The organism is Desulfosporosinus sp. BICA1-9 (assembly GCF_000802135.1).
Genome location: NZ_JUEE01000081.1, coordinates 38,817 through 53,057 on the forward strand (window position 1 = coordinate 38,817; position 14,241 = coordinate 53,057).

The 14,241-nt window shown below is 43.9% G+C and carries 5 protein-coding genes; 3 read left to right on the plus strand and 2 right to left on the minus strand.

Annotation, left to right across the window (positions count from 1 at the left end; all coding sequences use genetic code 11):
• Nucleotides 1-71: 71 nt before the first annotated feature.
• The 3 genes from JL57_RS10280 (at nucleotide 72) to JL57_RS10290 (ending at nucleotide 12,216) form a co-directional block, all read left to right on the plus strand.
• A complete protein-coding gene (locus JL57_RS10280; protein ID WP_034141957.1) occupies nucleotides 72-2,579 on the plus strand; it encodes a DNA translocase FtsK in 2,508 nt (835 codons plus the stop codon).
• 278 nt (nucleotides 2,580-2,857) lie between these two features.
• On the plus strand, nucleotides 2,858-11,437 hold the full coding sequence (locus JL57_RS10285; protein ID WP_034141958.1) for a GH36-type glycosyl hydrolase domain-containing protein: 8,580 nt from the start codon (nucleotides 2,858-2,860) through the stop codon (nucleotides 11,435-11,437).
• A 65-nt stretch (nucleotides 11,438-11,502) separates the two neighbouring features.
• Nucleotides 11,503-12,216: a bifunctional 2-polyprenyl-6-hydroxyphenol methylase/3-demethylubiquinol 3-O-methyltransferase UbiG gene (locus JL57_RS10290; RefSeq protein WP_034141965.1), complete on the plus strand. Its 714-nt coding sequence runs from the start codon at nucleotides 11,503-11,505 to the stop codon at nucleotides 12,214-12,216.
• Nucleotides 12,217-12,284: 68 nt separating this feature from the next.
• Here JL57_RS10290 and JL57_RS10295 read toward each other — a convergent pair whose 3' ends face one another.
• Together JL57_RS10295 and JL57_RS34060 are read right to left on the minus strand one after the other, a co-directional pair.
• On the minus strand, nucleotides 12,285-13,736 hold the full coding sequence (locus JL57_RS10295) for an MFS transporter (RefSeq protein ID WP_034141959.1): 1,452 nt from the start codon (nucleotides 13,734-13,736) through the stop codon (nucleotides 12,285-12,287).
• Nucleotides 13,737-14,060: 324 nt separating this feature from the next.
• Nucleotides 14,061-14,241: hypothetical protein (locus tag JL57_RS34060; RefSeq protein ID WP_291299930.1), on the minus strand; the 181-nt coding region annotated here is incomplete at its 5' end.

Genomic DNA, 14,241 nt, shown 5'->3' on the forward strand with positions numbered 1-14,241 from the left:
AAGAAAAAATCTTTTGACATTCTTATAGCTCATCTACCATAATGAGTAGGGAAGCTTGGAGGTGGATTAGTGTGTCGAAAAGGAAGAAACGGTCAAATGCTTTTTGGCTTAAATTAATGAGTATCATTTTATTGACGATTTCGATACTTGGCTTGCTGGGGACTTTTGGTTTAGTGATCGGAAAACATGTATATTTTCTATTTGAGGTAACGTTGGGAAGTTTTACCTGGGCAGGCCCCATGATTTGTTTTGTATCTGCAATCTTGCTCTGGATTTATGCGGAGAGTTTAACGTCTGTGAGGTCTAAACGATCAGGTGTATCATCGGCAGAAAAATCAAGAGTGCCTAAACGCAAAATGATTGAGAGTATGGATCAAAAGTCTAATCAAGCCCAGGACAAGGGCATTTCTCTACCTGCGGGGAAACTAGTAAGCATGAAAGGGTTTAATCAATATTTTTCTTCACCTGAATGGGTAGAAATGAAAGACCTAAATCCCCAGAGAGTTGAGGAGATGGAGATATTTGGCAAGGATTTCCCCTCGTATTTTGGGACAGGTGAGTCGCTTTTTCCGAAGACCCCCTCTAAGCTGAAAAGTTTAAAAGGGCTGCATGATTATATGGAGGAAGTTGACCAAGAGGAACGAATTGAACGATCAACCTTCCAGCAGGCAAGCTTTTCTGCTCCGGGATTAGCCAACGAACCTCTTGCAAAACAATCAGGGTTTTCGACGGTGTTTAAGTCTCAAAGGGAACAAGAAGAATTCCTCTCTCGATATAAAACAGATGAGCATATACTAGATCTGGAAATTCTCGGTCAAGAGACTCTGGAATTAAAGACCGTGGATCGAGAATCTGTGGCTCAAGAAACTCAAGAACCAGTAACTTTGAGCCATGAAAATCCGGATGAGGAGGAGTGCTTGAAGGATGTACGTCTTACGGTTGATGAGCTAGAAAAAATGCCTCAAACCCAAATTGCTGCGTGTTCAGAACCTAGTTCTGAACTACCGATGGCTACCGACTTAATCAATGATCAGGCGAAGATGGAAGAGACGTTAAAAGCTCCCTATGCAGGGCAGGTAGCTCAACTCGTTGAACAGGTGATGAAAGACAAAGTTGAGAGAGTGGAAGTCCCTCAGGCTGTGAAGGACGTTGAGAGGGTTAATCACTGGAAGTTCCCAGATATTAACTTAATGGAGTCGATAATCCAGCGTGAAGTAATCCAAGATACGGAAACCCCAAAGCTGCTTGAAAAGGTACTCCTTGATTTTGGAGTTAAAGCCAAGGTTATAAGGGTGACCCGTGGTCCTGTTATCACACGTTATGAATTAGCGCCAGCACCAGGTGTGAAAATTAGTAAAATTGTAAATCTCTCGGACGATATTGCGCTAGGGCTTGCCGCTCGGGATGTGCGTATTGAAGCTCCGATTCCCGGTAAAGCAGCAATCGGAATTGAAGTTCCTAATAAACACGCACGAGCTGTCCCGTTTCGTGAGGTGCTCGAGACAAAGAGTTTCGGAGAATATCCTTCCAAGCTTAAAGTCGCTTTAGGTAAAGATATCGCGGATCAGCCTATTATTGCTGATTTAGTTAAAATGCCCCATCTGCTCGTAGCGGGGGCAACTGGAGCAGGAAAAAGTGTTTGTATCACGACGATCATTAATTCTATTCTCTTTAATGCGACTCCTGATGAGGTGAAATTTCTGCTTGTCGATCCGAAAATGGTTGAGCTCAGTCAGTATAATGGTATTCCGCACCTTTTAGCGCCCGTCGTCGTCGATCCTAAAAAGGCAGCAAGTGCTTTAAAATGGATCGTTAAAGAAATGGAGAATAGATATGAACTATTTGCAGCTGCGGGTGTACGTGATATCGAACGTTATAATCACCTAAAAGGGGAGCCCTTAAGAACTAAACCTGCCTTGCCCTTGATTGTGGTAATCATTGATGAATTAGCCGACTTAATGATGGTTGCCCCGGGAGAAGTCGAAGAAGCTATTTGTCGATTAGCCCAAATGGCCCGAGCCGCGGGAATTCATTTGGTCATTGCCACGCAACGCCCATCGGTTGATGTCATCACTGGGGTGATTAAAGCCAATATACCCAGCCGGATTTCCTTTGCTGTTTCGTCTCAAATCGACTCCCGTACTATTCTTGATGCTACTGGCGCCGAGAAGCTCCTGGGACGAGGAGACATGCTTTATTCGCCACTGGGAGTGAATAAAGCGCTTAGAGTACAAGGCTGTTTAGTAACCGATGACGAAGTCCAACGAGTGATTAAGCATTGGAAAGGGTTAGGTAAACCGGAGTATCTAGACCCAGAACGGCTTTTTGAGGAAACCACGGTGAAAAATGAAGAGACTAATGGTGCGGACGATGCTGTGTTTATTGAGGCAGGCCAGCTTTTTATCAGGACAGGTATGGCATCGGTATCCTTTCTGCAAAGGCGCTTAAAATTAGGGTACACTAGAGCGGCGAGGTTAATGGATATGCTCGAAGAACAAGGGGTGGTAGGAGGCTACGAAGGAAGTAAGCCTCGCCAGGTACTCTTAACCTTAGAAGAATTTAATGAACGGTTTGGATAATACTATGCGCGAGGATGAAACGAAAACTATTAAACCTTCGAACTTCGAACGTCAAGCATCTACCTTATGCCTCGAAATAATAACTTTCGAACATCACGAAAAAAAACTCTAACCATAAAGAATTGGTTAGAGTTTTTTTTGTAGTTTAACCTCCGAGATTTCGAACTTTGCGCCTCGAGCCTCGATGAATTGCCTACGGTGTTTCTGTATTATGAATGAAGTGAGAGGAAATGGGAATAATGCATAAATAATGTTAAAAAATAGACGGAGACTGAAGAATGAAGTTTTTTATGAGATCAATGACGAAGGATAAACCATATAAAGATATTGTTCTAAATGGGGAAGACTTGCTTAGTCACGCCGAAGAGATTGCCCGATTAAATGCTAGCCAAGGAAGCAGATTTCCGAAACGAACGTTGTTACCTAGGGTTAAGCAAAATATGAAGTTCATAGAGCAGGCTTACCGAGAAATTACGGATTATTCAACCCGAACTCAAGATGTTGTACCCGCTACAGAATGGTTACTTGATAATTTTTATAGTTTGAAAGACCTGAGAGAGGAGATTCAAAGTAGTCTACCCGATAAATTTGAACGTCAATTACCGCGCATTGCCAGTGGAGACTTTCAAGGATATCCACGAATTTACGGGTTGTTAATTGAACTTATCGAGCATACGGATAGTCAGTTGCGTATTGACACACTGAAAGCGTTTATCAACGCCTATCAGGTTCAGGTTCCTTTATCAAGCGGAGAACTATGGGCGATACCCATCATGTTGCGAATTATTCTGCTGGAAAACATTCGCAGGTTAACGGAACTCATTCTTTTTACCCAAGCGGAAAGAGAAGCAGCAGATCGGTGGGTTTTACCCCTTTTGGAATCAGAACATCTTCCAGCAGAGTGGGAAGGACTATTACAATCTCTCGAACCTCAAGAGGAATATTCCTCAGCTTATGCGGAACAGATTCTCAAGCGCATGCGAGATCTCGGGGTAGATGTAGCACCACTTTTACAGTGGGTTGACCGGGTCGTGGCCAAACAAGATACAACCATCGAAGAATTAGCAAAACTTGAACGTCAACGTCAGACCACGTATCAGGTGTCAATGGGTCATGCAATTTTGAGTATTCACTTTATCACTGCCGAAGATTGGCCTCGTTTTTTCGAAGAGGTCAGCATGGTGGAACGAGTTTTTCAAAAGGATCCCAGTCGGGTTTATTGCGCTATGGATTTTCAGTCTCGAGACGCCTATCGCCATCAGGTAGAAAAAATAGCCAGACGATTCAAGGTTTCGGAACTGGTCGTAGCTCGAAAAGTGCTCTCCAGAGCGCAGAAGGCTCATGAGTTAGGTGAGACAGCAGCGTCCCATGTCGGGTATGACTTGATGGGAGCAGGGCGTGAAACCCTCGAACAGGAGTTGAAACAAGACTTTGGCAAACCGCGCCATCTAGGGAGCGAGATTCGGCGAACGATTCAAGGGAAACCAGTTCAATATTACTTTGGTAGCTTACTGATAGGAATTGCGATTCTTAGTGCTTGGGTTTTAACCTATATCCATCAATCGAATCCGATTTCTGCGCTTGCTCCTGTTTTATGGCTAGGAGTTTTAATTTGGGCTAGTAGTTTGGTGATTCCCTTTTTGAATTGGGTTACATCAAACTTTATTCAGCCAACCTTTCTGCCTAAATTAGAGTTACGAGATGGAATTCCAGATCCCTTACGAACGATGGTTGTTGTTCCAACCCTTCTAACAAGTGTTGAGAGGGTGTATGAACTCATCAGTCAAATGGAAGTTTATTATCTTGCCAATCGAGATGCTAATTTGCATTTTGCTTTACTGGGCGATTTTGCAGATGCCCAGTCTGAGAATGTTCCAGGAGATGCGGAAATTATTAATGCTGCAACCGCTGGAATCCAAAATTTGAACCAAAAATATGATCAAGGTAGATTTTATTTCTTTCATCGTAAGAGGCTTTTTAATAACTCTGAAGACGTGTGGATGGGATGGGAGAGGAAACGTGGAAAACTTACGGAGTTTAACTGTCTCTTGCGTCAGGAAGGGGAAACGAGTTACGATATTCAAATTGGCGACCTTTCCATTCTGCCAACCTTTCAATATGTCATTACCCTGGATGCTGATACCCAATTACCACGTGGTACAGCTAAAAGGCTGATTGGCACGATGGCCCATCTCTTACACGCACCCATCCTCAGTGAGGATGGAACTAGGGTGGATAAAGGCTACGCAATCCTTCAACCACGGGTTGGAGTTTCTATTTTATGTGCAGGTGCTTCAAAGTTTACCCGGATTTTTTCGGGTAAAGTGGGAATTGATCCCTACACCACAGCAGTATCGGATATTTATCAAGACTTGTTTAGTGAAGGGATTTATACAGGAAAAGGAATCTATGATGTTAAGGTTTTCCATCAGGTGACGCATAAGGCCTTTCCGGAGAATACCATTCTTAGCCATGACTTGATTGAAGGATTGTATGCTAGAACTGGACTTGTGACAGACATTGAGTTAGTCGATGGATATCCTGCGAACTATTTTTCGTATATTCGTCGGCTGCACCGCTGGGTCAGAGGGGATTGGCAACTTTTACCGTGGTTATTTAAGCCTATTCCGTTTGTTTCACGCTGGAAGATTTTCGATAATTTGCGGAGAAGTATTGAAGCACCTGTACAACTATTGCTGCTTATCCTAGGGTTCACGGTTCTTGCTGGTGAGCCTTTAGTATGGGTAGGGCTAATTTCTTTGAGTTTGATCTGGCCAATGGTTTTTTCTATACTTAGTCGGCTTTTAGTAAAACGCTCTGAAAGAGGAAATGTGGGTCATGATCTAGTAAACATGGTAACTCAGTTTTTGCTACAGCTGGTCTTCTTTCCCTATCAAGCTTTTATGATGCTAGATGCAATTACCCGTAGTCTATATCGGCAATTTATTTCCCGTAAATATTTGTTAGAATGGGAAACAGCAGCCGATACTGAGAAACGGTTAGGTGTCAATTATAAAACGGTGCTTTCAACGATGTGGCAGGTTATGCTCTTAGTATTGTTAGCCGCCTTAACCATCGCTCTAAATTACCCTGCCAAGTTTGGGCGCTTTATTCCAGTTGCGATTGTTTGGATCGTATCGCCATGGATTGCTTTGCAGGTGAGTCTTCCCTTAAGACATAGGCGCGAGATACTCACGACTTCGGAACAGCTGGAGTTGCGTCGGTGGGGCAGAAAAATTTGGGCCTTTTTTGAAGAGTATGTCTCTAGCGAGGATCACTGGCTGCCACCTGATAACGTTCAAATAGACCCACCCAATGGTGTTGCCCATCGGACCTCCCCTACCAATATAGGTCTAGCACTGTTGGCAAATTTAAGTGCTCTGGATTTTGGGTACATCCCGCTAGCCAAGGTGCATGAAAATATTGAGCATACACTGGAAACCCTGGAGAGTTTAGAGCACTGGAGAGGGCATCTGTACAATTGGTATGATACTCAAACCCTTGTTCCGTTAGAGCCTCGTTATATATCAACGGTTGATAGCGGGAATTTTGTGCTCTATCTTTTGACCTTGAAATCTGGTCTTGCAGAGACCTTAGAGAAGCCCTTGATCGATCTAAATTTTGCTCGCGGTCTTAAGGATACTTATAATCTGTTACTTGAGGTGGTCGATAAGGCGACTTATCCAGAACTTGAGGGATTTGAGAAGGCTCTTGATCAGCTTCTTGATTCAAATCAGGGATGGAGTTTAGCGAACTGGCTGAAGCTATTATCTTTATGGCCAGAGCTTCTTTTGGAACCAGATTCACCCAAAGAAGGGGTTTACTGGGCGCGAAGAATAGGTTCCATGGTTCGATCTTTTCGTCAAGAGACGGAAGCAATCTACCCGTGGATTAAGGATACTGGAGATTTAGGCACTTTTCCGGATCTAAACGAACAGAGGTTCACAAATTTAAGTTTAACTGAACTTGCCAAGTACTATAATGGGATGTTAGAGGAAGATGGGTTTTCTCCAGAGAGAACGAGGATAATCCAACCTGCACTCCAGAAGATACAGGGCTATATTCAAGGGTCAGAGCAACTTCAACATCGGCTGGAGGAGATTTTTGTCGAGACAGATTTCAAGCCTTTGTTTGACGAAGCCCGCCAACTCTTTTCCATAGGTTATCGGGTTTCAGAAAGCATGCTTGATAAGTCCTATTACGACTTACTGGCTTCAGAAGCTCGTCAAGCAAGCTTTCTGGCAATTGCTAAAGGAGATGTTCCTCATAGTCATTGGTTCAAGCTGGGGCGTTCGCTGACTGTAGCCTTAGGAGAGCGGAGTCTAGTTTCTTGGAGCGGTACAATGTTTGAATTCTTAATGCCACTCTTAGTCATGCGGAATTATGAAGGGACATTACTGGATGAAACCTATCATTCCGTTGTGGCTGTACAAAGGAAGTATGGCTTAGAACACAATGTTCCCTGGGGTATTTCAGAATCAGGATTTCACGCCTTCGATCCTCAACTAAATTATCAATATAAAGCCTTCGGAGTTCCAGGATTGGGTCTGAAACGTGGCCTAATTCAGGATCTAGTCATAGCGCCTTATGCCACCTTTTTGGCGCTCATGGTGTCTCCGCATGAAGCTTTGTCAAATATAATCGCTATGGAACAAAAAGGTTTTGGGGGACGTTACGGACTGTATGAAGCGATTGACTATACGACTGAACGAGTTCCCGTTGGACGGTCGTTTAAGTTAGTTCAAAGTTTTATGGCCCATCATCAAGGCATGAGTCTATTAGCTTTGGACAATGCCTTGCATGAAAATGTCATGCAGCAACGCTTACATAATCAAGCGTTAATTCAAGCTACAGAGCTTTTGTTGCAAGAACGCATTCCAGAATCAAGCCTCATCATTCCTCAACCAGAAAACGAACAGACCAGGACAGAACATAAAATTACAGGACCCGAACATGAAAAGAATCAGTTTATACTCATCGACTCTGTCAATAGCCCTATTCCGATCACTCACTGCATTTCGAATGGTCAGTATTCTGTCATGTTGACGAATTCTGGGGCTGGATTCAGCCGATTCAAGAATATTTGTCTCTCCCGCTGGAGGGAGGATGTAACACGAGACCCTTGGGGGATGTTTTTCTATATTCAAAATCTAAATTCTGGTGATGTCTGGTCTGCCGCCTACCAGCCATGTCGAAATCCCGGCGACGACTATAAGGTGACCTATGCAGCGGATCAAGTAGAGTATTGCCGCAAGGATGGAAACATTACAACCCATACTGAAATCGTCGTTTCCCCTGAGGACCAAGCAGAAATGCGCCGAATTTCTCTGACAAATCACAGTAAATATGACAGAACCCTTGAAGTAACAAGTTATTTTGAGGTTGTTCTGGCAAGGTCCAGCGAAGATTTGGCGCATCCTGCGTTTAGTAATCTTTTTATTCAGACTGAATTTACCCACGAGTCGTTATTAGCGTCTCGCAGACCACGCAGTGATAAACAGACCCGTTTATGGATGATGCATACAGTTGCGACCGAAGGAGAGAAGGTCGGTTCCTTGCAGTATGAAACTGACCGGATGCGCTTTATTGGACGGGGAAGAAACTTGGAGAACCCTCAAGCATTGGATGCCAATCACCCGTTGTCGAATACGGTAGGCGCGGTGCTGGACCCCATGATGAGCCTTCGTCAGAGAGTTAAAATTGGTCCAGGGCAGACCGTAAGGGTCTCCTTTTCGGTAGGCTATGCGGAGAGTCGTCAGGAGATCATTCGTATTGCCGAAAAATACCGAGATCCTCTCTCTGTAAATCGAGCGTTTGAGCTGGCCTGGACCCACAGTAAAATGGAACTGAGGCATTTAAATCTGACGGCCGCTCAGGCCAATGAAAGTTTAAGCTTAGGAGGACATTTGCTGTATCTTAGTCCTTGCCGCAGAGATGAGGCTGATTTCATTAAGCAAAATAGCAAAGGACAATCCTCTCTTTGGCCCTATGCTATTTCTGGAGATCTGCCGATCGTCCTGGTTCGAGTCAAGGAATTTGAACACTTAGATTTAGTACGGCGACTTTTGACGATCCATGAGTACTGGAGACTCAAAGGGTTGTTTGCAGATTTAGTCATTCTCAATGAAGATCAAAGCGGATATGTACAAGCCTTCCAGGATAGCCTCCGAGATTTAATCTCCATGGGTCATGCTCGTGATCTCTTAAATCAGGCTGGCGGTGTTTTTCTACTCCAAAAAGACCATGTTCATTCAGAGGGTATCGTTCTTCTATCGACTGTGGCAAGAATTGTATTCAATGGCGAGGGTGGATCTTGTACCGTTCAAATCCGCAAAAAAGGGAAGCTCATCAAAGATGTCGTGGATTCTCAGCCGAGTCTTCAAGACCGTGCGCTCCTTGCTACCCAAGAGAGTATACAAGAACATCGAGAAGCGGCCATAGGACAGTTTTCTGAAGACTTGCTTTTTGCGAATGGATACGGTGGATTTAGCGAAGATGGTAAAGAGTATATTATTAGACTACAGGAAGGAATGAACACACCACTCCCTTGGATTAATGTGATTGCCAACCCTAAGTTCGGCTTTCAAATATCAGAAGTAGGTGCTGGCTATACCTGGTCTCAAAATAGTAGGGAATATAAGCTGACTCCTTGGTCCAATGATCCGATTATGGATTATTCAGGTGAAGTTCTCTATTTACGTGACGAAAAAACTGGAGAATCATGGTCTGTTACTGCCAATCCTAAACGCGGTAAAGGTTCTTATACCATCCGGCATGGTCAGGGATACTCTATTTTTGAGCACCTTAGTCATGGCTTAAAACAAGCACTGCGGCTTTTTGCTCCGATTGACGAATCGGTGAAGATCGTCGAATTAACAGTTACGAACATGATGGACTATCCACAGCGCCTGAGTGCGATCTATTATGTTGAATGGGTGTTAGGAGTGGCTCGAGAGCATACTGCTCCGTATTTGGTGACAGATTACGACCGAGAGCGGAATTGTTTCTTTGCTGAAAATAGGTATCAAGAGGAGTATGCAGACCGGATAGGATTTTTGACTGTTTTTGGAGCGCCGGTGACTAGTTTTACGGGAGATCGTTCTGAGTTTATTGGACGAAACAGGAGTTTGGCAGACCCTTTGGGTTTAGAGTTGGAACTACTATCGGAAACCGTGGGGGCTGGGCTAGATCCTTGTTCTGCGCTGCACCTGATTCTTTCCCTTGCTCCTGGTGAAAGTAAAACAATCACTTTTCTGCTGGGTGAAGCTGAAAATCGCCAAGCAGCTGAGGGGATCATTACTTTGTATGGGCGATCCGAGAAAGCGGGTCAGGCCTTCGAGGAAGTAACAAACTACTGGAATAAGTTGTTAGGAACTGTCCAGGTATCTACGCCAGATATGTCCATGAATTTGCTTCTCAATCGGTGGTTACTCTATCAGACTGTCGTTTGCCGTTTATGGGCGCGTTCAGCGTTCTATCAATCAGGAGGTGCCTATGGTTTTAGGGATCAACTCCAAGATGTGATGGCCTTGGTATATACGATTCCTCAAGCGACCCGTGAGCAAATTATTCTCCATTGTGGGCATCAGTTTATTGAAGGGGATGTGCAACATTGGTGGCACGCCAGTCAAGGAAAAGGGATCCGAACTAAATTTACCGATGATTTGTTATGGTTACCCTTTGTAACTGCTCACTATATCGAACGCACCGGAGATGAGGAAATTCTTAAAGAGGTGAATGGATTCCTTGAAGACGAGCCTCTGAAAGACGACGAGGATGAACGATATTCGATTCCGCACTTTTCCCAGGAACAGGGCAGTGTGTATGAGCATTGTATCCGGGCCATTGAAAGAGGATTGCGTTTCGGAGAACATGGGCTACCCCTCATCGGTTCTGGAGACTGGAATGATGGATTCAGTCAAATAGGGACTAAAGGGAAAGGGGAGAGCGTATGGTTGGGGTGGTTCTTGTACCTAACATTAATACGTTTTGCCGTAGTATGCGATCGTCATCAAGATTTGGAGCGAGGTATAAGATACCGTCGTATAGCCGAAGAACTACAAAAGAATATGGAATTGCATGGTTGGGATGGCGGCTGGTATCGACGAGCTTATTTCGATGATGGCTCAATCTTAGGCTCTTCTCGAAATCAAGAATGTCAAATTGATGCCATTGCTCAGTCTTGGTCGGTGCTTTCTGGGGCAGCAAAACCCACCCGGGCCCAAGATGCCATGTTGGCCTTAGAACACTATTTATGGCGTAAAGAAGATGGTATTCTTCTCTTACTAACGCCTCCTTTTGATAAATGCTTACCGGACCCTGGCTATATTAAAGGGTATGTTCCTGGGGTGCGGGAGAACGGTGGACAGTATACCCATGGGGCCGCTTGGGCAATTATGGCTTACACAAGTTTAGGAGAAGGGGACAAGGCCGGAGAATTGTTTCAGATGTTAAGCCCCATTAATCATGCCCGTACCGAACACGAAGTTAATCGCTACAAAGTAGAACCCTATGTTATGGCAGCTGATGTCTATGCGATATACCCACATGTAGGCCGAGGAGGATGGACGTGGTATACTGGAGCAGCTGGATGGATGTATCAGGCGGGGCTAGAAGGAATATTAGGGTTTACACGTCAAGGGGAGAAGCTGATCCTAAAACCTTGTATTCCAAGTCGCTGGACGGGTTATAGTCTTACTTATCAATATCAATCGACTAAGTATGAGATTAGCGTTGAAAATCCTTATGCTAAGATGACAGGGTGCGAAACTATTACCTTAGATGGTGACGCTTTAGATGAACCTGTCATTGTCCTGAAGGATGACGGTCTAGTGCATACGGTTCGTTTAATATTATAATGGACGTTAAAGAGAGTCCACTAGGACGACCTTTGCCTGCTATTCAAGGGGAAAGGATGAAGAGAATGGATTTTTATCGCACGCTAGCGGAACATTACGATGAGGTATTCCCGTTAAAGGGACCTCAGAAAGCATTTCTGCACGATTATTTAAAGCGAGAATCTCTTACCTCAGTCTTAGATATTGGCTGTGGTACCGGAACATTTGCCTTAGAACTAAGTCAACTAGGTGCCCAAGTGCATGGTGTGGACTTAAGTGCTGAAATGATTGAGATTTCTCAAAGCAAGGCACAGGAGGCTAGAAGTACTGCCACCTTCTCAGTAGCGGATATGCTGGACCTCAGTGGGATAAAGCAACAGTTTGGGGGAATTGTTTGCTTGGGTAATACCTTAGCTCATGTGTCTGGAGAATTGGAGCTCAAACAGGTTTTGGCTCAATTTCGGGAAAAGGGAACTCACCTGTTATTACAAATTGTGAACTATGATCGAATTTTAGCTGAACAGGTTACTGAACTCCCCGTTATTCGCACTAAGAATCTAATATTCTCTCGATTTTACAAGCATCGTCCGGAGGGTATTGAGTTTTCTATGAGCATCGAATTTCCTGACACCAGTCAGATTGTATCTGGAGTTAATCTTCTCTACCCCATAAAAAGTGATATGCTCAGAAATGCCTTGCTCGAGAGTGGTTGGAAAATTGTAGAGCAGTGGGGAAACTTTGAAAAAGCACCCTGGACTGACGATTCTCCCGCAACCATAGTATCGGCAATAGTTACTTAAGGGTAAGGATTAGTCAACAAAAGCCAGTAGTCTTTTACAAGGCACTGGCTTTTGTTGTATATTTTTTTTTAAGACTTTTGAGGGTGTGGATTTCTTTTTCGATTCAAAGAAATCAAAGCGGCTATGATGGCAATTCCCATCGAGACAAGCATGACGGTATGGTAGGCACTCATAAAAGCATTCATTTTTTGGACTGAAGTGGGGTTGTTGACGCCGATAAGGAACATCGCTTGCCGGTTTTCGAATAAAGAGACTGAGAAGGCGATCCCTATGACCATACCGACATTGCGGACGAGGGCATTAATTCCACCTGCGACCCCCAGCTTATTGGGAGGGACCGAACTCATTACACTACTGTTATTGGGGGATTGGAAAAGGCCTGCCCCTATACCCATTAGCAGGAGTCCCGGAGCAATTTGCCAGAATAAGGACGTTGTTGTCAACGTTGAAAGGTAAAATAAGCCTAAAGCAGTTACGCACAGGCCTGTGGTGGTTAAGATGGTTGGTCCAATACGGTCAGAAGCGTGTCCGCTCAGAGGTGCTACAATCGCCATCATCAGAGGAAATGAGGTCATCAGTAATCCTACTTGGGTTGGATTATAATTTAAAACATGCTGGAGATAGAAGGGCATGAGCATTACATTAGCAAACATCGCCACAAAGGAGAGCAGACCCGTAAGATTCCCTATGAAAAATGCTCTGATGCGGAACATAGAAAGGTCAATCATGGGATTAGTCACTCGAACCTCGGTATAGAAGAAGAGTTCCAGAAAAAGCGTTCCGATAATCAAACCTATCAGGATAGGATAGGAGTTCCAGCCCCAACTTTGACCATTACTAATGGCAAACATTAGACTAATTATCCCAAGAGTAAAAAAGAGGGCACCGACATAATCAAAATTTTCATTGTTCTGCTGGGGTTTATCAGGCGGAAGAATGATTTGAGCGGCGAGATAGCCAATGACCCCAATCGGTAAATTGATATAGAAGATAGAACGCCAGTCTAACAGTCCGACCAAGACCCCACCAAGAGCTGGACCGGTGAGACTTCCTAATGCAACCACTGTCCCAGTTAATCCTAAGGCGCGACCGCGCTCTTTGGGTGAAAAATTAGCGGTGATAATCGCGGCACTGTTAGCCATCAGCATTGAAGCTCCAATAGCTTGAAGGATACGCATCCCGACTAAAAACCAAATGTTTGTCGCTAATCCACATAGAACAGACCCCAGAGTAAAGACTAGAAAACCAATGGAGAAGATGCGTTTGCGTCCTAGGAGATCTGCCACTCGTCCAAACACGGGGAGCAAACTAGAAATGGTTAATAAATAAGCCGTCACAACCCACTGTAAGGTTGAAAGATCGGAATTCAACTTGCTGGAAATGGTGGGCAAGGCTACATTAACGATACTACTATCTAAAGTTGCCATAAATGTACCAATGGAAACGGTTATCAAGATAAACCAGCGGTACCGATCTGATGATTTAAACCTTGCTGTGAGATTGTTGCTGATTTGGCTCATAGGGTTTTAGACTCCTTCCGATCTACAAACGAAACATTAACATTAATTTCAATAAATAATATATCATAACCTGTCTAGTTAAACTATATTCTAGCAGAGCTGACAGAGCTGAAGCATGATATTTTTCGCAGTCAATTATTTTTCAATATTATACCAATTAGATGAATCGCTTAAGAAACTATGACTCATTAGCAAAGTTATACCTTAGTCTCACATCACTTTATGAAGACTGATCTGCCTAGAAACTAAATTATCTCACCACAAACAAACCCTAAAGGGGGCCATTAATTATTTTTGAAATTGTCATCCAAACGTTGGATGATTCTAACTTACCAATCTCCACTGGTAATTATTATCGATAACAATTGACGCTATACGGGTTAGATCCAGAACATCCGCTGTACATGCTTTAAAAATAAACTCTAACAAGCCATTGATCCCGAGTACGGCTACTTTTTTCTCTAGAAGCTCACTATGTACTAGCAAAACATTCATAAATCGACCG